The organism is Kitasatospora sp. NPDC056531 (assembly GCF_042794375.1).
Taxonomy (GTDB): domain Bacteria; phylum Actinomycetota; class Actinomycetes; order Streptomycetales; family Streptomycetaceae; genus Kitasatospora.
This window is the reverse complement of sequence record NZ_JBHTTU010000107.1, coordinates 1-19,455: the sequence shown is the minus strand read 5'-3', so window position 1 is coordinate 19,455 and position 19,455 is coordinate 1. Positions and strand designations below refer to the sequence as shown.

At 72.1% G+C, this 19,455-nt stretch carries 20 protein-coding genes and 4 pseudogenes; 13 read left to right on the top strand and 11 right to left on the bottom strand.

Annotation, left to right across the window (positions count from 1 at the left end; all coding sequences use genetic code 11):
* From ACFQ87_RS39550 to ACFQ87_RS39510, 9 genes and pseudogenes are all read left to right on the top strand, one after another.
* Window positions 1-1,014: pseudogene (locus ACFQ87_RS39550) on the top strand (serine/threonine protein kinase); the annotation flags it as partial.
* A gap of 81 nt (window positions 1,015-1,095) precedes the next feature.
* Window positions 1,096-1,947 carry a galactosyltransferase-related protein gene (locus ACFQ87_RS39545; RefSeq protein ID WP_380615790.1) on the top strand — a complete coding sequence of 284 codons (852 nt, stop codon included), beginning with the start codon at window positions 1,096-1,098 and terminating at the stop codon, window positions 1,945-1,947.
* Window positions 1,944-2,894 carry a radical SAM protein gene (locus tag ACFQ87_RS39540; RefSeq protein WP_380615789.1) on the top strand — a complete coding sequence of 317 codons (951 nt, stop codon included), beginning with the start codon at window positions 1,944-1,946 and terminating at the stop codon, window positions 2,892-2,894. The genes ACFQ87_RS39545 and ACFQ87_RS39540 overlap by 4 nt, the downstream gene beginning before the upstream one ends.
* The gene (locus ACFQ87_RS39535; RefSeq protein ID WP_380615788.1) at window positions 2,891-3,448 is read left to right on the top strand and encodes a phosphoribosyltransferase; all 558 of its coding nucleotides are present in this window, start codon (window positions 2,891-2,893) and stop codon (window positions 3,446-3,448) included. The genes ACFQ87_RS39540 and ACFQ87_RS39535 overlap by 4 nt, the downstream gene beginning before the upstream one ends.
* Window positions 3,445-4,581 carry a glycosyltransferase family 4 protein gene (locus tag ACFQ87_RS39530; RefSeq protein ID WP_380615787.1) on the top strand — a complete coding sequence of 379 codons (1,137 nt, stop codon included), beginning with the start codon at window positions 3,445-3,447 and terminating at the stop codon, window positions 4,579-4,581. Before ACFQ87_RS39535 ends, ACFQ87_RS39530 begins: the two co-directional genes overlap by 4 nt.
* A complete protein-coding gene (locus tag ACFQ87_RS39525; RefSeq protein ID WP_380615786.1) occupies window positions 4,581-5,444 on the top strand; it encodes a 5'-3' exonuclease H3TH domain-containing protein in 864 nt (287 codons plus the stop codon). Before ACFQ87_RS39530 ends, ACFQ87_RS39525 begins: the two co-directional genes overlap by 1 nt.
* Window positions 5,438-6,058: a PIG-L deacetylase family protein gene (locus ACFQ87_RS39520; RefSeq protein WP_380615785.1), complete on the top strand. Its 621-nt coding sequence runs from the start codon at window positions 5,438-5,440 to the stop codon at window positions 6,056-6,058. Before ACFQ87_RS39525 ends, ACFQ87_RS39520 begins: the two co-directional genes overlap by 7 nt.
* A gap of 51 nt (window positions 6,059-6,109) precedes the next feature.
* The gene (gene folE / locus ACFQ87_RS39515) at window positions 6,110-6,703 is read left to right on the top strand and encodes a GTP cyclohydrolase I (RefSeq protein WP_380615784.1); all 594 of its coding nucleotides are present in this window, start codon (window positions 6,110-6,112) and stop codon (window positions 6,701-6,703) included.
* A 34-nt stretch (window positions 6,704-6,737) separates the two neighbouring features.
* Window positions 6,738-7,160, top strand: coding sequence for a hypothetical protein (locus tag ACFQ87_RS39510; protein ID WP_380615783.1), 423 nt, complete (start codon window positions 6,738-6,740; stop codon window positions 7,158-7,160).
* Window positions 7,161-7,234: 74 nt separating this feature from the next.
* Here ACFQ87_RS39510 and ACFQ87_RS39505 read toward each other — a convergent pair whose 3' ends face one another.
* A complete protein-coding gene (locus ACFQ87_RS39505) occupies window positions 7,235-7,606 on the bottom strand; it encodes a hypothetical protein (protein WP_380615791.1) in 372 nt (123 codons plus the stop codon).
* Between the two features lie 27 nt (window positions 7,607-7,633).
* Here ACFQ87_RS39505 and ACFQ87_RS39500 point away from each other — a divergent pair.
* Window positions 7,634-7,793: pseudogene (locus ACFQ87_RS39500) on the top strand (DNA starvation/stationary phase protection protein); the annotation flags it as partial.
* A gap of 7 nt (window positions 7,794-7,800) precedes the next feature.
* On the opposite strand, the gene ACFQ87_RS39495 reads toward ACFQ87_RS39500, so the two are convergent.
* The 7 genes from ACFQ87_RS39495 to ACFQ87_RS39465 form a co-directional block, all read right to left on the bottom strand.
* Complete coding sequence (locus tag ACFQ87_RS39495; protein WP_380615782.1) at window positions 7,801-8,319, bottom strand: hydrogenase maturation protease; 519 nt, start codon at window positions 8,317-8,319, stop codon at window positions 7,801-7,803.
* Window positions 8,316-9,677: a Ni/Fe hydrogenase subunit alpha gene (locus tag ACFQ87_RS39490; protein WP_380615781.1), complete on the bottom strand. Its 1,362-nt coding sequence runs from the start codon at window positions 9,675-9,677 to the stop codon at window positions 8,316-8,318. Before ACFQ87_RS39490 ends, ACFQ87_RS39495 begins: the two co-directional genes overlap by 4 nt.
* A gap of 64 nt (window positions 9,678-9,741) precedes the next feature.
* Window positions 9,742-10,578, bottom strand: coding sequence for an oxidoreductase (locus ACFQ87_RS39485; protein ID WP_380615780.1), 837 nt, complete (start codon window positions 10,576-10,578; stop codon window positions 9,742-9,744).
* Window position 10,579: 1 nt separating this feature from the next.
* The gene (locus ACFQ87_RS39480) at window positions 10,580-11,386 is read right to left on the bottom strand and encodes an FAD/NAD(P)-binding protein (protein WP_380615779.1); all 807 of its coding nucleotides are present in this window, start codon (window positions 11,384-11,386) and stop codon (window positions 10,580-10,582) included.
* Window positions 11,383-11,838 (bottom strand): Crp/Fnr family transcriptional regulator, encoded by a 456-nt coding sequence (locus tag ACFQ87_RS39475; protein ID WP_380615778.1) that lies wholly within the window; start codon window positions 11,836-11,838, stop codon window positions 11,383-11,385. Before ACFQ87_RS39475 ends, ACFQ87_RS39480 begins: the two co-directional genes overlap by 4 nt.
* Window positions 11,835-12,986 carry a 4Fe-4S dicluster domain-containing protein gene (locus ACFQ87_RS39470; protein ID WP_380615777.1) on the bottom strand — a complete coding sequence of 384 codons (1,152 nt, stop codon included), beginning with the start codon at window positions 12,984-12,986 and terminating at the stop codon, window positions 11,835-11,837. Before ACFQ87_RS39470 ends, ACFQ87_RS39475 begins: the two co-directional genes overlap by 4 nt.
* A 233-nt stretch (window positions 12,987-13,219) precedes the next feature.
* Window positions 13,220-13,423 (bottom strand): universal stress protein, encoded by a 204-nt coding sequence (locus ACFQ87_RS39465; protein ID WP_380615776.1) that lies wholly within the window; start codon window positions 13,421-13,423, stop codon window positions 13,220-13,222.
* Window positions 13,424-13,743: 320 nt separating this feature from the next.
* On the opposite strand from ACFQ87_RS39465, the pseudogene ACFQ87_RS39460 reads away from it, so the two are divergent.
* Window positions 13,744-14,848: pseudogene (locus ACFQ87_RS39460) on the top strand (PP2C family protein-serine/threonine phosphatase).
* A 157-nt stretch (window positions 14,849-15,005) separates the two neighbouring features.
* Here ACFQ87_RS39460 and ACFQ87_RS39455 read toward each other — a convergent pair.
* Together ACFQ87_RS39455 and ACFQ87_RS39450 are read right to left on the bottom strand one after the other, a co-directional pair.
* Entirely contained in the window at window positions 15,006-15,650 is a 645-nt protein-coding gene (locus tag ACFQ87_RS39455) for a pyridoxamine 5'-phosphate oxidase family protein (RefSeq protein ID WP_380615775.1), read from the bottom strand.
* Window positions 15,647-16,183: an alcohol dehydrogenase catalytic domain-containing protein gene (locus tag ACFQ87_RS39450; RefSeq protein WP_380615774.1), complete on the bottom strand. Its 537-nt coding sequence runs from the start codon at window positions 16,181-16,183 to the stop codon at window positions 15,647-15,649. The genes ACFQ87_RS39455 and ACFQ87_RS39450 overlap by 4 nt, the downstream gene beginning before the upstream one ends.
* Window positions 16,184-16,382: 199 nt before the next feature.
* Between ACFQ87_RS39450 and ACFQ87_RS39445 the strand changes: the two genes are divergently transcribed.
* On the top strand, window positions 16,383-18,098 hold the full coding sequence (locus ACFQ87_RS39445) for a GAF domain-containing protein (protein WP_380615773.1): 1,716 nt from the start codon (window positions 16,383-16,385) through the stop codon (window positions 18,096-18,098).
* A 272-nt stretch (window positions 18,099-18,370) separates the two neighbouring features.
* The gene (locus ACFQ87_RS39440) at window positions 18,371-19,174 is read left to right on the top strand and encodes an alpha/beta fold hydrolase (RefSeq protein WP_380615772.1); all 804 of its coding nucleotides are present in this window, start codon (window positions 18,371-18,373) and stop codon (window positions 19,172-19,174) included.
* A 69-nt stretch (window positions 19,175-19,243) separates the two neighbouring features.
* Here ACFQ87_RS39440 and ACFQ87_RS39435 read toward each other — a convergent pair.
* Window positions 19,244-19,455, bottom strand: a pseudogene (locus ACFQ87_RS39435) (hypothetical protein); the annotation flags it as partial.

Below are 19,455 nucleotides of genomic sequence, written 5' to 3'. Positions count from 1 at the left end.
GGGTGGTGCTCTTGGCTTGATTTTGGGGCGAGCGCGCGGAATGGGGCCGCCTCGGGCGGTCCAACGCCTTGCTACGGCGCCCCGGTTCGTCGCGCGGCCGGCGCGGCCGAGGCCGCCGACGACTACTACGCCCTGGGCGCGACGCTGTGCTTCGCCGCCACCGGCATGGATCCGGTGATCGTCGACGCCGACACCGCCGTCAACCGGGACCGTACGCTGGCGGGGCTGGCCTGCACGCTGCCCGGCGACGAGCACCGTCAATTCCGGGTGGTGATCGGCGAGTTGATGAGCCTCGACCCGGCGGTGCGAACCGCCGGCGCCGAGCGGCTCCGCACCGGGGCACCCGCCGTCGCCCGGGCGCCCGGACGGCTCCGCTTCGACGACGGCCTGCTCGAGGAGATCATCGGGCACACGGCTGCGTTCTGCGTCGAGGAGGCCTACCGGATCGCCGACCCCGTGGCCGCCGCCCGCGCCGCCGTCCCGACGCCGATCGACGTCTACGGCGGCAGCTCCGGGCTCGGCCTGGAACTCCTCCACCACCTGGACCGGCCCGGGCTTCGCGACGCCGTCGAGGCGCTGGCGCACTGGACGGCGGGCCAGCCCAGGAAACTGTCACCGGGCTTCTACTCGGGCCGTACTGGCGTCGAGCTCTTCCTCACCGAGGCGCACGGCGCATCGGCGGCGAGCCCGGCGGCGCTGCCGACCCTGCCGGGCCTGCCGACCTTGCCGGCCTCAGGGCCGGACGGCGGACCGCCGGAGGCGGATCTGATCGAGGGCGTCGCCGGGATCGGCATCGGCCGGCTGCTGCTCGCCCGGCACGCCGGTGCGGGCGGCCACCACGCACTCGCTGCCCGGCACCTCGCCGTGGCCGCCGAGTGCGACCGGATGCTGGCCTCCGGCACGGCCCGGCTGACGCCCGCGGGCGCCGACACGGTCGGCAGCGCCGCCCTGCGCGAGGGTCTGGCGCACGGCGCGGCGGGCGTCGCGTACTTCCTGCTCATATCACGGAACTGACGTTTCCGCCCAGCTCAGGGGCATGATCGACCATCCGGAGTCAGCAAAAGGTCAGCAAGACTCCCGGAGGTTCCGGCCACCATGGCAACCACAAGCCTCACCCGCGGCATGGGTAGCTTCTTCAAGGAGTGCGAGCACCCCGAGTCCCGCTGGAGCAAGTGCCCGCACGAGTACAAGATCAGGTACCGCAACGCGGCGGGGCGCCAGACGGAGGAATCCGGCTTCGCCACTCAGGACAAGGCCAAGACCCGTCTCGCCGAGGTCTACCACGCGCGGAAGAACTCCCCGCAGAGCCAGCGCAAGGCCGAGCGCATCCAGAAGTACGGGGTGATGCGCTTCTCCGACTATGTCGCCGAGTGCCTCAAAGGCCAGCGCGACCTGAGCCCCACTTCGCTGCGGAATCTCGATTCCCTTTTGAGGAACCACCTCCTCCCCGCCTTCGGCAGTCGCCGCATGGGTACGTTCGACCACAAGGTCGTCGAAGCGGGCATCACGCTCGCCGAGGAGCTGGACGGCCGGCCGCTGGATGCCACCGACGACTTCCAGGCCCTCGGGTACGGGCGGTTCTACTACGACTGGGACCTACCGAGGATGGCCGTCACCGCGCTGCTGGCCGTTCCGCGCGAGCAGCTGATGGACGTCGGCGGCTTCGATGAGGAATTCGGGGCGCTGGGCTGGGGCATGGAGGACACCCACCTGGGCGCGGTCCTGATCGCCGCCGGCTGCCTCGTCATCCCGCTGCGCCAGGCCGTCGGCTTCCACCTCGACCCGCCGGACGCCGCCGCCCAGTGGCAGACCAAGCTCGCCACCTGGCCCGCGACGCTCGCCCGCTACCGCCACCTGCTGTCCCTGCCCGCGCCCACCGACTGCGGTCGCGCCTTCGCCACCGCCGCCGACAAGCACCTAACCGACGCTGAGGTGATCACCCGATGATCCGCGCCTTCGCCGCCGCCACCTTCGCAGGCACCACCGTCGTACACGACCCCGCGGTCGGCACCAACCACCTTCCGCCCCAGCCGCTCCCGACCGGCTGCGTCGCCCTCGACGACCAGCAGGTCGCCGCCTGGCCCCAGGCCGATCCCGCCGGCCTCTCCCTCGACTGCCCGCTGAGCATGTGCTGGTCCCCGATCGTGCGCTGCAACCTGGACTGTCCCCAGTGCCTCGACGACAAGAGCGTGCGCGAGTCCACCGCGGCCGAACGGCGCGTCCTCGCCGCCCATATCGCCGCCTCGAGGGTCTTGGGCGTGGACATCTCCGGCGGCGAGCCGCTGCTGCTGCTGCGCGACCTGCCCGACCTTGCCCTCGCGATCCGCCACCAGGGCACCAGCGTGGTCAGCTGCACCACCAACGGCTGGCACCTCGCCCGCCGCGCCGAAGAGCTCGCCGACTCCCTCAACGCGATCCGGGTCTCCCTCGACGGCGCCACCGAGACCACCCACGACACCTGGCGCGGCCGGGACAGCTACCGGCGCGCCATCGCCGGCATCCGCGCCGCCGTCGGCGAGGGTCTGTTCGTCCAGCTCCAGATGGTCCTCATGCAGTCCAACAAGCACGAGGCCCAGGAGCTGCTGGATCTCGCCGCTCAACTCGGTGCCGGCGGGGTGACCTTCCTCCAGATGCTCCCGATCGGCTCCGGCGCAGCCCTCGCCGCCGAGCAGATGCTCACCGACGAGCAGGCCCAGGAGATCGTCGCTCCGCTCACGGTCCCGGCCGGTGTGCGGGTCCGGCTGCGCACCCGCAAAAGTGCGGGCGGCTTCACCGTCCTGCGCGCCGACGGCTACGCCTGGCGCAATACCCGGGGCGCCACCGGCATCTCCGCGTTCATCCCCGTCACCGGCCCGGCCGACCTGCGTCTGCCCACCTCCGGGAGCACCTCGTGACGAGCACCCCCTATGCCGCGAGGCGGGTCTTCGCACAGCGGATCCCGTTCGTCCCGACGCACTACCAGTGCTTTGACGCGGCCCGGATGCTCGCCGAATCCGTCGTCGGGACCGACCCGGAGGTCACCTGCGTGATCGGCATCGCCTCCGGAGGAATCAAACCGGCCCGTCTCATGGCCGACTACCTCAAGGTGCCCTTCCACGCCGTCACCGCCCGACACAACAAGAGCGACGCGCCGTGGCAGCAGGCCACCGGCGACGTCGAGGTCCTGCTCACGGATCCGCTTCCTGAGCGCCTCGCCGGGACGGTGCTCCTCGTCGACGACATCGCCGGGACCGGAGCGACGTTCGCCGCCGCCACCGACGCACTGCGCGGCCGACTCGACGACGGCGCCGCGATCACGCCGGTGGCGCTGTTCCGCAACCGGGGCTGCGCGCGGAAGCCGGATCGTTGGGCCTGGACCGTCAACGACTGGGTCGTCTTCCCCTGGGAGACACCGCACCACGGTCAGACCCAGCCCGTCCCGGCCCTGCGGCGGGTGAGCATCCGGTGATCAACCACACGGCCTCATCCAGGGGCGTCCGGCTGGTCCTCGTCTCCTGGACCCCTGACGCCCCCGCCGGGATCGAACGCGCGACCGCGGCCCTGGCCCTCGGCCTCGCCCAGAACGGCCACCGACCCGTCATCGCCACCGCCGCACCCCAGCCCCACCGCCCTGGCCTCCCCGGTGTCACCATCGCCCAACTGAGCCTGGAGGACGTGCGCTTCCCGTGCGATGACGACGTGTTGCGCCGCGCCATCACCTACCAGGACACCAAGCTGACCCGCCAGATCCGGGACCTGGTGACCGAGCACCGCATCGACACCGTCCTGTTCACCGACGCGCTGTGGGGGCTCGGCCGCCTGCGCGGCGACATCCCCGGCCACGTCCGTCGTGCACTCGCCGCCCACGTCAAGCCGCACACCCTCGATGCCGGGCCCGCGCTCGCCCGCGCCACCCGCGTCCTCGTGCCCTCCACGGTCGTCCGCGACGAACTGGCCGGCTGGGGCCCGCGCAACCTCCGCGTCGTACCCAACGCACTCCTGCCCGACGACTCGGTGGCCCCGCCCACGCCGTCCCGCCGCGAACAGCTGCGCCGCAGCGGCCCGGTGCGCGTCCTCGCACGGCTCGGGCCGGAGAAGGGCGTGCTCGATCTGCTGGAAGCCGCCTCCGGCTGGAACCGGCCAATCGAAGTGGCCCTCGCCGAAGCCGGGTTCGAGGCCGGCGAGGGCTCGCAATCCAGGCTCCTTGACAGCTGCCGCAAGGCGGCGGCCCGCACTCCGGGCGTCCGGCTGCGCGGGGCGCTGGCCTGGGACGAGGTGCTGCCCTGGCTCGCCGGAGCCGCCGTGGTGATCGTCCCAAGCCACAAGGAAACCTTCGGCCTGGTGGCACTGGAGGCGATGAGCGTCGGCACCCCTGCCGTCGCCTACCGCGTCGGCAACCTGCCCGCCCTCATCGACCCGACCGGCCACGGCGACTACCTGCTCGTCGACCACAGCGACGGCCCGGCCGCCCTCCACAAGGCGGCGCAAACCCTTCTGGAAGATGACATACTGTACGCCGCGACTACACAGACCGTGTATCGGAGGGCGGCAGAGTTCGAGCCGCGCCGAATCGCTGACTTCTTCCTGGAGGCGGTGTCGTGATGCCCGAAACCACAGCAACCCCTGCGCCGTTGCTGCTCATCGACGGGTTCAATCTCCTGTGGGCCGGCACCTTCGGCTTCCCCGCAGCGATCCACTCCCGCGACAAGAGCCGCGAGTTGACCGGCCTGTTCGCGTTCTTCGCCCTGCTGCGAGCCGCGATCTGCGACGACCTCGACGTCCCGGAGCCCGAGGTCCTGGTCGTCTTCGACGGTGAGCACGGCGCCGCCGACCGTGTGGCCACCGACCAGGAGTACAAGGCGAACCGGGAGGCGACACCGGAGGCGCTCAAGCCGCTGCAGTTCCTGGCCCCGGTCAAGGACGGCCTGGACGCGCACGGGATCCGGTGGGTCGAGGTCGACGACGCCGAAGCCGACGACGTCATCGCCACCCTCGCCACCCGGGCCGCCGCCTCCCGACCGGTCCTGATCATGTCGCGGGACATGGACTTTCACCAGCTCCTCGACGACCGCGTGCGCATCCTCAACCGCTCCCGGAAGTCGTCCCAGCGGATCATCACCGCCGACGAGGTCGTCGCCCGGTACGGCGTCACCCCCGCCCAGTGGCCGGCCTTCCGTGCCCTGACCGGCGACAAGTCCGACAACATCCCCGGCGTCCGGGGCGTCGGTGCGAAGGTCGCCGCCACCCTGCTGCGCGACGGCATGCGGCTGCGCGACCTTCCCGGCTCCGGGCGGCTGACCGGCGCCAAGGGCACCGCTATCACCACAGCCTGGGCCGACGTCCTCCGCTGGGAGGCAATGATCACGGTGCGCCGCGACCTCGACGTGCCCATCGCCCTCAGCGGCCAGCCGAGCCCCCAGCTGCCCAAGCCCGCCGACGTCGTCGAGAAGCTGGGCCTGTGGTGACCGGTGCCGTGCCGGGCTCGGTCCTGGCCGCTTTCGCGCACCCCGACGACGCCGAACTGTGGGTAGGCGCCACCCTCGCCCTCCACGCCAAGTCTGCCGCCGTCACCATTGCCGTCCCGCACCGCGACGACGTCCGCGACACCGAGGCCCGCAAGGGCGCCGCGGCCCTCGGCGCCGACCTGTACCAGGTCGCCCGGCTCGACCACGCCACCGTGCAGCAACTGCTGCTGGAGAAGCGGCCGGAGATCGTCATCACCCACCCGCTCAACGACCTCCACCCCGAACACCGGGCCGTCGCCACCACCGTGCTCGCAGCCGTCCCCGAGCCCCGGATCGCCACCGGCCGGCCGAGCCGCTTCTACACCTGCGACACCTACAACTCCCTCACCCTCGACGGACCGGTTCGCGCCGACGTGATCGTGGACGCCACCGCGACCTTCGACACCAAGCTGGCCGCGCTGCGCGAGCACGCGAGCCAGCCGATCGAGCAGCACTTCGGCCCCATGGCCGAGACCCTCGGCAGGCTCTGGGGCGCCCGCATCGGCGCCCGGTACGCGGAGGCGTTCACCGCCGTGCCGATCCTCGGCTGCCTGCCCGGCGCCACCCACCTCTGACGCGCCGCACTTCGCGGCCCATCCACCGTCAACTCACCCCAAGGGATGACCATGACGTCCATACCCGTGCAAGCCCAGCGTCGCCCCGTCGACCGTCCGCGCGTCGAAGCGCTCACCCGCGAGCTGCTGCTCGCCCTCGGCGAAGACCCCGACCGCGACGGCCTCAAGGACACGCCCCGCCGGTTCGCCGACTGGTGGGGCGAGTTCCTCGACCACGACCCCGGCAGGCTCGACACCAGCTTCGCCCAGGAGTGCCAATACGGGGACTTCGTCCTGCTGACCGGCATCGAGGCGTGGAGCGTGTGCGAGCACCACCTGCTCCCCTTCCGCCTCGACGTCTCCATCGCCTACATACCGGACAGCAGCGTCCTCGGCCTGTCCAAGCTGGTGCGGCACCTGGAGGCCCACACCCACGCCCTCCAGCTCCAGGAACGCATCACCCACGACGTCGCCCACGACCTCGCCAAGGCCGCCGGCACCGACGACGTCGCCGTCTTCACCGCCGGCGAGCACCTGTGCATGAGCATGCGCGGCGTCAAGGCCACCTCGGTCCGCACCACCACCATGTGCAGGCTCGGCCGTATCGAGAGCGACCCCGACCTGGCCGCCCGCATCGAACGACTCGCACTGCCCGTCCGCGCGTAACCACCCCTCACCCCCGACACGCCAGGAATCAACCTTGCCTGTCCACACCTTCAACCTCACGGCCTCGCTGGGCACCGACGCGGCGGCGGCCAAGGTCTGGAAGCAGCTGAAGGCTTCTCCGCCGGCCGGCTGCACGTACGACCCCGCCGTCTTCGCCCAGACCCCCGGACTGCGCTGCGAGCGTGAGGCACCCACCCAGGTGCACGCCGTCTTCGCCGTTGTCGGAGAGGTCTACACCTCCACCGGCCTCCTCCTCGACGACCTGGGCGTGGAGCGCCTCTCCGAGTGGATCAGCGACGGCGCGGACCAGCCCGGCAGCCCCGCCGGAATCCACGCGACCGACACCGCCGCGCAGGCCCTGCTCCTCGCGATCGACCGCCTCCGACGCCTCGGCCACGACACCGACGGCATCGCGACGTTCACGGACCCGGTCCTCGGCAGGTCTCGCACCGTCTGACCACCGGGCCGTGGGCATACCGACGCTACGACACCTCAAGGCATCCAACCTGCCGATCCCCGGCGCGGGGACGGTCATCCTGCTGGCCGGACTCGCCACCCGCCGCCCCCCGCTGGCAGCCCCAAGCCGTCCGTCTGCTCGCCGACCACGGCTTCCACGGGACGGTGCTCGATCCGCTCGTCCTCGGCGATCAGTACGCCGCGTGGCGCACCGACTGGCTGGACCGGGCGGAGTCCTACGCCGACCTGATCCCGGCGTGGCTTCCGCTCGGTCCCTGGCCGGTCTTGCGCGCCCACCAGTCGTACCGCGCTGACCCGCTCCGGCCGCTCGTCGATCGTCGGGTATGTCCAGGCCGTCACCGCCTTGACCACGGCGCCGGTGAGCCGGGCCTGGCCGACGGCCCACCGCAGCGCCAGCCGGGAGACCGCCGAGCCGTCCACCCTCACCACGATGCGGCAGCCGTCAAGAGCTCTCTGTCCGACGATGCCCGCAAGATCGCCGGGGACGCCCTGGAAGGCGCCCTGGTCGGCCCCCCTCGGCCTGTCCCTGGTCGCCGAGCAGATGCACCGGAACCTTCTCGGTCCCCGCTTCCGGCCCGTCCACCTTCAGCTCGACGAGGTTGTCAGGGCGGCTTGTGCGGTCATCCGTCGGCTGTGTCCTCACCCGCACGGCCGAGGGTGCGATGCGCCTCACGGATCGCGTCGGCCACCTGGCGGGTCAGCTCGGGCAGTGCGCTCCGGACCGCCGGGCTGAGCCCGACTCCCAAGGTGAAGTCGGCTCCCTCGACCGCGTGTACCACCAGGCCGCGGGGCATCCGGTCGAGAGCGGCAGCCAGGGCGAAGGTCTCACCGAGGCCGAGCGCGTGGGTGCTGGCCGAGCCGACCGCGGCCCGTCCGGCCCGCCCGGCCTGCTCGGCCTGCTCGGCGCGCAGGGTGAGCAGTCGACCAGGCTGCCCGGGGTGCGCATGCACCGCCTCGACCACCACGACTTCGTCGTCACGGTGCCACAGGCCGAGCATCCGGCCGGGCTCGCCGTCGCTGACGGTCAGCAGCGTGCCTGCGGGCACCTGGGTGCGCACTGCCTCGATGACGGCCGGGCCGACGCCGTCGTCCCGGCGGAACGGGTTGCCCACGCCGATCACCACCACCCGGCCGATCATGCCCGCTCCACCGTGAGGTCGAGGAAGTGCGCGGAGCAGGAGATGCACGGGTCGTGGTTGCGGATGGCCCGCTCGCACAGCGCCGTCAGCTCCTCGTCGGTCGCCGCCGCGCCCGGCCGGTCCACCCGGGTCTGCACCATGCGGCGCACGTCCTCCTCGATGGCTGCCTGGTTCTGGGCGGTGGGCGGCACGATCCGGGCCTGGATGAGCGCGCCCTCCGCGTCCATCGCGTAGCGGTGGTAGAGCAGCCCGCGCGGTGCCTCGGTGGCGGCGCAGCCGGCCGCCGGGCGTGGCGGCAGCTCCACGTACGGGCGAGGCGGCGGCTCATAGCCATCGATGATCCGCAGCGCCTCGGCCGCCGCGTGCACCACCTCGACGGCGCGGACGACGATGCTGCGGAACGGGTTGCGGACGACCGCACCAGCGGCCGGGTCGCCCAGTCCCGCCGCTCGGGCGGCCTCGGCGGCCAGGGGGTGCAGCCAGCGCCCGCTGATCGCGTACCGGGCTAGCGACCCGGTGAGGTAGCGGCGACCGTCCAGTTCGGACTGCAGGGCGGTGGAGTGCGGGACCTGGCGCTCCACCACGTGCTGCTCGAACTCGTCGGCCGCGAAGCGACGTACCGGTCCGGCCCGGTCCGAACCCGGGGAGTCCGGTGCGGCCATGGCGGCCGGGGTGCCGGAGTCGATGGCATACCGGCCCGGGTCCTGCATCGCCAGCAGGTCGTAGTCGCACGATGCTTCGGGGAAGTCGAAGCCGGCCACCCAGCGCACGGTCTCCACGGCGTCGTCCTGGATCCGGCGCAGCCGCTCGGCCAGCGCGGCGAACTCGGCCCTGGCCGGCACCCGGTAGAAGCCGCCGATGCGGACGTTGACCGGATGGATGGCCCGGCCGCCGAGCTGCTCCATGACGGCGTTGCCGGCCTGCTTGATCCGCAGGCCGCGCTCCACGGCCTCCCGCTGCTCGCGGGCGAGTTCGACCGCGCTGGGGCATCCGAAGAAGTCGGGGGCGTGCAGTAGGTGGATGTGCAGGGACTGGCTCTCGATCCACTCGCCGTAGTAGAGCAGGCGGCGCAGCTCGGCCAGTTGGCCGTCGACGGTGACCCCGCAGGCCCGTTCGATCGCCTGGCAGGCGGTCATCTGGTAGGCGACCGGGCAGATTCCGCAGATCCGGGCGGTGATGTCCGGGGGTTCGTAGTGCCCGCGGCCGACCAGGAACGCTTCGAAGAAGCGCGGCGGCTCGTAGATCTTCAGCCGTGCCTCGGCGACCGTACCGTCGTGCACGGTCAGGTGCAGCGCACCTTCACCCTCCACCCTGGCGAGCGCGTCCAGTCGCAGGACACGCGATCCGCGATGGCTCATGCGCCCTCCTCGCTGCGCTCCTCGGCGCCTTCGCCTACCGCGCACCTTCTGGTGGTTCGCTCGTTCACTGAGGTGTCTCCGGGGTGTTCTGGGTCTCCTGGGCCGCGAGTTCGGGTACCGGCGCGTACTCGGGGGAGGCCGCGTTGAAGGTGCGGAAGATCCGTACGATGTCCCGGCCGGTCATGCCGTCCTGTCGCAGCTGGCGCACCATCGCTACCAGGTTGGGGTTGGCGACCGGGCCGAAGCAGCCGTAGCAGCCGCGCCCGTACGTCGGGCAGAGGGCACCGCATCCGGCATGGGTGACAGGCCCGAGGCAGGGGGTCCCGTGGGCGACGGTGACGCAGGTGTTGCCGCGCCGCTTGCATTCGAAGCAGACGCTGTGGTCCGGGATGTTCGGCTTTCGTCCGGCCAGGAAGGCGGTGATCACCTCGAGCAGTTGGCGCCGGTCGATCGGGCAGCCGCGCAGTTCGAAGTCGACCGGCACGTGGGCCGAGATCGGGGTGGAGGTGGCCAGGGTGGTGATGTACTGCGGGCTGGCGTAGACGGCGGCCCGGAACTGCTCGACGTCCGCGAAGTTGCGCAGCGCCTGGACGCCGCCGGCGGTCGCGCAGGCGCCGATGGTCACCAGGCGGCGGGAGATCCGCCGGATGTGGTGGATCCGCCGCACGTCCTCCTCGGTGGTGACCGACCCCTCCACCAGGGAGAGGTCGTACGGCCCGACCCCGTCCAGGGTGGCCGGCTCGCGCCCGTCCTCCGCACCGGACATCTCCAGGAAGTGCGAGATCCGCACCTGGTCGGCCAGGCCCAGCAGTTCGTCCTCGCAGTCGAGCAGGGTCAGCTGGCAGCCATCGCAGGAGGCGAACTTCCACACTGCCAGGGTGGGCGGGGTGTCGGCGTCCATGTCACAACTCCCTGACGGCGAGCAGGGGCTCGGTGCGGTCGTAGCCGACCACCGGGCCGTCCAGGCAGAGCAGCAGCGGCCCGAGCTGGCAGTGGCCACAGTGCCCGGTGCCGCAGCGCATGTTCCGCTCCAGCGACACCTGGAGGCGGTGCGCCGGCAGACCCCTGGCGAGCAGTGCTCGCGCGGTGTGACGGATCATCACCTCGGGGCCGCAGACCAACGCGCGGGTCCGGCCGAGGCTCAGGTCGATGCGGTCCAGCAGCGCGGTGACGACGCCGACCGTACCCCGCCAGGCCGGGTCGGGCTGGTCGACGGTCACCTCGACCTGGGCGGCGGTCCGCCACTGCGGCAGTTCCGCGCGGTACAGCAGCTCGCCTGGGCTGCGGGCGCCGACCAGCACGGCCAAAGAGCCGAAGCGGCCAGGGTGGTCGAGCGCCTGCTGCACGACCGGCCGCAGCGGGGCGAGCCCGAGGCCGCCGGCCACCACCAGTAGGTCGGAGCCGGCTGCCGCGTCCAGGTCCCAGCCGGTGCCGTAGGGGCCGCGCAGGCCCACGGCGTCACCGGGCCGGAGCCGGCACAGCGCGCCGGTGACCGCGCCGACCGCGCGGACGGTGAGCACCAGACGGCCACGCAGGGCGCTGACCGAGATCGGGACCTCGCCGATGCCGAAGGCGTACACCATGGCGAACCGGCCGGGCGAGAAGGCCGGCAAGGCCCGCTCGACCGGCTCCAGTTCGAGCGAGACGGTGTCCGCGGTCTCCGGTGTGGCGGCGGTGACCCGGTACGGCACGGGCACGGTGGTGGTCATGGCGGGCTGCCTCCGACCGGCGCGTAGAGGTCGAGCAGCCGGATCCGGGTGGCCTGCAGCCGGTCGGCGATCACCTCGGCGCAGTACCGCATCAGCGTGTATCCGAACTCCGGGTCATCCGCGCACAGTTGGCGTACCTCGGCGGCGGGGAACTCCCAGGCCCGCACCGGTCCGACGGCCCGGGCCCCCAGGTGCCAGCGGTACGGCGGGAAGATCCACGACCAGCCGAGCTGCTGCCCCCGTCCCAGGGTCTCCAGCACCGGCGCCGGACGGCCGGGGACGTAGACGTCGAGGGCGACCTCGCCGGAGCGGACCAGCCAGAAGCGGTCGGCCGGGCCACCCTCGTCGAACAGCCTGCTGCCGTCGGGGAAGTCCCGGTCGTGGGCGAGCGCGAGCAGCCGCTCCCGGTGGGCCTCCGGGAGGGCGTCGAGCAGCGGTGGCAGGGTGGTCATGGTTCGCCGTCCGGGCGGTTGGCCCAGTCGTGCAGGGCGGCGGCCTCCTCGGTGATGTCGATGGCGACCGGGCACCACACGATGCAGCGGCCGCAGCCGACGCACCCGGAGGAGCCGAACTGGTCGTGCCAGGTGCCCAGTTTGTGGGTGAGCCACTGCCGGTAGCGGCTGCGCGCCGAAGTGCGGACCGGTCCGCCGTGCAGGTGGGAGAAGTCCAGGTCGAAGCAGACGTCCCAGACCCGCCAGCGCTCGGCGTGGTCCCCGGTCAGGTCGGTGACGTCCTCGGTGGTGGTGCAGTAGCAGGTGGGGCACACCATGGTGCAGTTGCCGCAGGTCAGGCAGCGGGAGGCGACGTCGTCCCAGCGAGGGGCGTCCAGCGTCCCGGCCATCAGCCGGTGCAGGTCGGTGTCGGGCATCGTACGGCCCATCCGGTCCGCGGCGGAGGCGACAGCCTGGCGCGCGGTCTCGCAGACGGCCTCGGAGGCCGCGCCGGCGGGGAGTTCGGCGAGGATCTCGGCGCCCTCCGGGCTGCCGCTGCGGATCCAGAACCGGTGGCCGTCGGCCTCGACCAGCTCGGTCAGTGCCAGGTCGTACCCGGGTCCGGCCGCCGGCCCGGTACCCATCGAGGCACAGAAGCAGGTGCCGCCGGGCTCGGTGCACTCGACCGCCACCAGGAACGCCCCGGACCGGCGCCCCTGGTACACCGGGTCACGGTGCCGCCCGCCGGTCAGCACCCGGTCCTGAACGGCGATGGCCCGCAGATCGCACGGGCGGACCCCGAGGAACGCGAAGCGCGGCGGCGGGGTGTCGTCCTCCTCGATCACCAGCTGTCCGTCGCTGCGCTCGGCCCGCCACTGGCGTACCCGGGCGGGGTGCAGGAACGTCTTCCACGACTGCGGACCGGCCGCATGGGCGAAGGCCGCGCCGTCCTCCCGCTCGCGCAGCCGGTAGTGCCCGGCTTCGAGCTCGACGCCCCACCCGTAGGGCAGCTGGTCGGCGGACTCCAGCTCGGCCAGCACGATCGCGCCGTCCCGTACGGTCGGGCCGACCACCGTGAACCCGCGCGCCCGCAGCAGATCGACCAGGGTGGCCAGGCCGTCCTTGCCGATCACGGCGCCTTCGGCCGCGGGAGTCGTCGCCGTACTCACGGCACCACACCTCCTTCACCAACCAGGGACGAACGGCCCGCGCTGCCGGAGCGGGTGTCGGCCCACGTCATCCGGCGTACCTCCTCGCCCGACCGGACACGTCCAGCACTCCGCCCCACACCCGCAGGCCCGTCTGTCACACACCTCATATAAGAGCAGGATTTCCGCCCCGACACGGTGCCGATAGGGCCGGATGGGGCAACGGTGGTGGGTCTTCCGACCACTGCTCACAGTCAGCTGCTCTCACCGCGCACGATGACCACCGGACAGGGCACGTGCTGGCCGCAGTGCTGGCCCACCGAACCGAGCAGGGCACCGGCGAACCCGCTGTGCCCCCGGCTGTCGAGGACCAGCAGCTCCGCTCCGCGTGACCGGGCGAGCAGCGCCACCGTGCCAACCGCCGCCCGTACGCGATGGCAGGTGATCTGCTCCGCCATGACCGCACCTTTCCTCGGCAGGTCCGTGGGACTGCTGGACGCCTTCCGGCCCGGCAGGCTCTCACGACCGGCGGCCGGTCCAGCCGAGGCACGCGGCGCCGACGACGGCCGGAGCGAGCCGATGCGCAAATCGACCCCATGGCTACCGGAAACCCGCAGGCCGGGCGTCCCGGGTCGCCGGGCAGGCCGGCACCGAGCAGCATGGAAGGGACGAACATCAGGACAGCAACCCCGGCCGACCGGTGCGAACGGATCCAGATCCTCGGCTTCGATGCCGATCGGCGGGCCTCAGCAGCCCGGTCCGGTGAGGGAAGGCCCTGATGGAACAGCACGAAGAGCCCTCAGGGCCCGAGGCGCAGGTTCCCGGTCTGCGGCCGTGGCTGGATGCCGAACTGGACGAGATCGGCGAGCGGCTGAGGGCGCTGGGCCGCGCCCAGGACCGGCTGCAGGGACTGCTCGACGCGGTGCTGTCGATCAGCAGGGAGCTGGAACCGCCCGCGGTGCTGCACCGGGTCGTCACCACCGCCATGGAGCTGGTCGACGCCCGCTACGGTGCCCTGGGCGTGCTGGATGAGGCAGGCGAGCAGCTGGCGCGGTTCATCCCGATCGGTCTGACCGAGGCCGAGCGCGCGGCCATGGCCGAGGTGGGGTTCCCCCGCGATCAGGGCGTGTTGGGGTATCTGGTGCGCCATCCCCAGCCGCTGCGGGTCGATGACATCTCCTCCCACCCCGCCTCCGTCGGGTTCCCGCCCGGGCACCCGCGCATGCGCACCTCGTTGGGGGTGGCGATCAGCGTGCGCGGCGAGATCTACGGCGACCTGTACCTGTCCGAGCGTCGCGATGGGCGGCCCTTCGACCGCGAGGATGAGGACACCGTCGTCGCGCTCGCCGGCGCCGCCGGCATCGCCATCGAGAACGCCCGCCTGTTCGAACAGGTCCGCGCCGGGACCGAGCACTTCCAGCGGCTGCTGCTGCCGACACTGCCAGACCTCGGGCCCTTCACCGGCGCCCGCCGTCTACCGGCCCGCCAACGCTCCCGCGCAGCTGGGCGGTGACTGGTACGACGCCGTCCTGCTGCCCGACGACGCGGTCGTGGCCGTCATCGGCCATGTCGTCGGCCACGACCTTCACGCCGCAGCTGCCATGGCCTCCACCCGCAACATGCTCCGCGCCCTGCTGTTCGACCGGCGCACCCCGCCCAGCGCCGTCCTCACCCAGCTCGACCACACCCTCCAGGCGATGACCGACAACCCCGTCACCACTGCCTGCCTGGCCGGTCTGGAAGCACTCGCCAGGCTCGCCGCCGCCCAAGCCACGGCGCCGCTGGACGAACTCGTGCAGGCACTGGCCGACCACCACCCCAGCGACGGCCACGATGACATGGCCATCCTCGCCCTGCGCACCCCCGCCCACTTGTACGCGTAGTCAAAGAACATCCGTCAGACCCTGTCACAAGAGCACTCAACCGGATTGGCCGCCGAGTCTTCCGCCGGATGCCGGTCTACCTCCGGCTGAAGCAGCAGGCGATGTCCGCCGCGAAAAGATGATCACTGCCCACGCTGCGCCCTGTTCGAAGGCCCGCTCATCCGACGCCGATCCGGCGGCCAGTGACCCCGTCCGGGCGGATGCGCACCCACAGCGGGCGGGAACCTCCGGCCCACGGGGTGGAGCCGGGCAGCGCCGCCAGCCGCTCCCACTCGGCCGGGTCGTCGACGTGTTCCGCTTCGCCCAGGATGAGCACACTCCAGCCCCGGCTCCGGCGGTCGTCGATGTGGTCCACCTGGAAGGAGACCGACGACCCGTCGGAAGGAGCGGCGGCTCCCTTGGGGGTGGTGCGGTAGACGATCGTTCGGGCGTCCACGGCGTAGTTGACCGGGTAGACGGCCGGTCCCGGGTCGACTGGCAGACCGATCCGGCCGACTCCGTGCGTGCCGATCAGCTCCCAGCACTCGGGCAGCGTGAGATGGGTCAGCAGCGAGCGCGGACCAGGCCCCGACTGCCCCGGTGGAGCGTCCTCGCGGTGGCCCTCCAGCAGCTCCGGCCACGTCATCCCGAGTGCGGCGGCGATCCGGACGAAACCGGGCGGGTCGAACTCAGGCCCGGCCACCAGCAGGTGCCGCAGGTACGCCGGCGACATGGCCGCCCGGTAAGCCAACATCTCCTCGCTCTGACCGAGTTGGTCCCGGCGCTCGACTATCCGGCGGGCGACAGCGGTGGGGTAGGTCATGATGATGTCTCCTCGGTCCTGCGGTCCCTCCGGTCACGCCCGGAAGAGCGCGACCTTGAGGGCCGGTGTCGGCAGCGCCGGCGAAGACGTCGTACGCGTCCCGCGTCTCGTCCAGGCCGAAACGGTGGGTGACCAGCCCCGCGACGTCCAGGCGGCCCGCAGACAGCAGGTCGAGCAGCGCCGTCGATCAGGTGGCCGAGGATCCAGCCGCCACCGCCTGTGCACTGTCCGTAACTCGCGGCGCGACAGTAGGAGCAGCGACCGCAGGCCGAAATACAGGACACCAGGACACGGTCACCCACTGTGATCGTGCGCAGCCTGGACCCGGTGTCCGTGACGGTGCCGACGGCCTCGTGCCCGAGGGTGCGGCCCTCGGCCACCTTTGGGACGTCGCCCTTGAGGATGTGCAGGTCGGTGCCGCAGATGGTGACGGCGTCCACCCGGACGACGGCGTCCTCGGGGTCACGGACGACCGGGTCGGGGACCTCACCCCAGGTGCGGCGGCCCGGTCCGTGGTAGGTCAGTGCCTTCATATCCCGATCACTCCTCTCCGAGGGGACGGGAGGCGGTTGCTTCCTCTCTGTCCAGCGTTCGCCGAGTCCGGGAGCGGTGCCAGGGGCCTGCCGGGCCTCGAGCCTGGGCCGGTGGGCCCTGTGCTGGCTCACGCCCGGCGCGCCTCCCCGTGCGCGTCTACGCTGGTCAGTGGCGCCGAGCGAGCCACGGAGGATCCCCTTGGGCAGCGAATCGGAGAGCTCCGCCCCCGTACCGAAGCTACGCCTGGACGAACTGCTGGACGAGCTGCAAGCGCGGCTCGACGCGGCCCGGGGCACCCGCGACCGGGTGCACAGCCTGCTGGAGGCGGTGCTGGCGGTCGGGCGGGACCTGGAGCTGACGCAGGCCCTGCGGCACATCGTCGAGGCCGCGGTCACACTGGTGGACGCCGAGTACGGCGCGCTGGGCGTCGTCGGCGAGGACAAGCGGCTGTCCCAGTTCATCCCGGTCGGCGTCACCGACGAGCAGGTCAAGCAGATCGGCGCCCTGCCGTCCGGGCACGGGGTCCTTGGCGAGCTGATCCGCCGTCCCGAGCCGCTGAGGCTCACCCGGATCTCCGACCACCCCGGCTCCTACGGCTTCCCGGCCAACCATCCCCCCATGACCACCTTCCTCGGGGTACCGATCCGGATCCGGGACAAGGTGTTCGGCAACCTCTACCTCACCGAGAAGCGCGGCGGCGGCGAGTTCGACGCCGAGGACGAGTCGGTGCTCGCCACCCTCGCCGTCGCCGCCGGCGTCGCGATCGACAACGCCCGCCTGTACGCGCAGGCCCGGCTTCGCGAGCGGTGGCTGGAGGCGAGCGCCGAGGTCACCAGCAGTCTGCTGTCCGGGAGTTCGGAGCAGGAGGTACTGGATCTGCTGGTCGCCCGGGCCGCCGAGATCGCCCGCGCGGACCTCACCGTGGTCGCCCTGCCCCTTCCTGACCGGGACGGGCTCGAGGTGCGAATGGCCTCCGGCCTCGGCGCACAGCAGCACCAGGGCCTGGTCCTACCGCTGGAGGGATCGTTCGTCGGCGCGGCCGTCCGCACCGCCGGGCTCGTCATGAGTCCCGATGTCCAGAAGGACCCCCGAATCACGGGTGGACCACCGCGCTGCGAGGGCCTGGGCCCGGCCGTCGCCGTGCCGATCGGCACCGCCGGGCACGGCTTGCGCGGCGTGCTGATGCTCGCCCGGGCGACCGGCGCCCCGTTGTTCGAGGAAGGCGAGTCCGGGCCGCTGCTCAGTTTCGCCGCCCAGGCCGCAGTGGCGATGGAACTCGCCGAGCGACGGCGGGACTCCGAGCAGATCGCCCTGCTCCAGGAACGGGACCGAATCGCCCGGGACCTGCACGACCTGGCGATCCAGCGGCTCTTCGCCACCGGCATGACGCTCCAGGGCGCCACCCGCTTCATCGAACACCCCGAGGCCACCGATCGCGTCCTGCGGGCGATCGACGACCTGGACGAGACGGCCAAGACCATCCGGGCCACCATCTTCGGCTTGCGCCTGCGCGAGAGCGGCCCAGCGGCGACCGGCCTGCGCACCCGGCTCGTCGAGGTGATCGAGCGCGCCGCCCGCGCCCTCGGCTTCACCCCGGCCCTGCGGATGGCCGGCCTGCTCGACGTCACCGTACCCACCGAGATCGCGGACGCCACCGTAGCCGTACTGGAGGAGGCCCTGTCCAACGCCGCCCGCCACGCGAAGGCCGATGCCGTCGAAGCCTCGGTCACCGCCGGCCCGGACCTCACTCTCACCGTGACCGACAACGGCGTCGGCCTCCCCGAGGACGGCCGCCGCAGTGGCCTCGCCAACCTCGCCGACCGCGCCACCGCCCTCGGCGGCACCTTCACGGCCCGCACCCGCCCCGAGGGCGGCACCGAACTGGTCTGGTGGGTCCCGTTGCCCGACGAATAGGCGTCAGCCCGTGGTGCCGGTACCAGGCCGGGACCTCCTTCTGACCGGCCGGCTGCGCAGCAACGCGAAGCCCGGCCGCCGACGGGCCGCTTGACGCTCCACCCGGGTGCCATTCGGTCAGCCGCCGCACTGGAGACCGAAGACGAACCGTGCACGGCACAGTTGACGGCCGAGAGCGACGCGGGCGGTCCCCTCCTGGCGGTTCGCATCCGGCACCGTCGACCGTGTACCGCCGTAACCGCCGCCGGGCCTCCGGGCCTTGTCAGTGGTGGATGCCAAGATGCCTAGTAATAGGCGATAGTTTCCCTACATGCCGTCCGCTACCGCCCGCGGTACCACCGTGCCCTATCCGCCGAGGTTCCGGCAGCGGCCCGTTACTGCTGCACGGCACCAACAGCGACGCGGCGCCCGGGTTCGGACCAGCTATCGACCGATTCGCTGGCCACCGCACCGTGCTCGCACCCGACTACGCCGGCGGCTCGACCGTTCCCGACGGGCCACTGGACCTGGACCTGCTGGCCGAGCAGGCAGTAGCGGTGATCACCGACACCGCGGTCGGACCGGTCGACGTGGTGGGTGTCTCCCTCGGTGCGGTGGTCGCCACGGCCACCGCTGCCGCGCACCCGCACCTGGTCCGCCGACTCGTCCTGGTGGCCGGATGGGTCAGCAGCGACGACCCGCGCCACCGCCTGGTGTTCCGGACCTGGCAGGCTCTGGAGGCCTCCGATCCTGGCCTGAGCACGGCGTTCGGGCTGTCATTGGCCCTGAGCCCCGGCTTTCTCACCGGACTCGGTCACGCACGCGCCACGCAGTTCGCCGACGGCCGGTCCCCGAGCGGCACCCGGGCCCGAATCGAGCTGGGGCTACGCATCGACCTACGCGACCGTCTCCCGCGCATCACCGCGCCGACGATGGTGATCGGCCTGACGCAGGACAACCTGGTCCCCGCCACACATGCCCGCGCGCTGCACCACGCGATCGCAGGCAGCCGCTACGCCGAGATCGACAGCGGCCATGCCGTCGTCCTGGAACGCCCCGACGAGTTCGTCCGACGCGTCCGCGACTTCGTGCTGTAGGAGGCAGCGAGCGAACTCGACCGCGCCGCGCCGCTGTACGAACCACGCTCGCCCGCCGGACCACGGTCATCACGGCGACTCCAGCACCTCATCGGCCGTGAGGCGGGGTGCGGGGGCGCCCTCGGGGCCGTAGCCGAGGCGGATCAGAATCTGGACGTAGCCGGGGCGCTGGTGCGGGTCGCGGACCTCCCAGCGCAGGTAGGGCCACTCCATCGCCTGGTGCAGCAGGGAGGCGCGGACGCCGTGGACGGTGGCGGTGAGCAGGACGTGTTCCAGGGCGA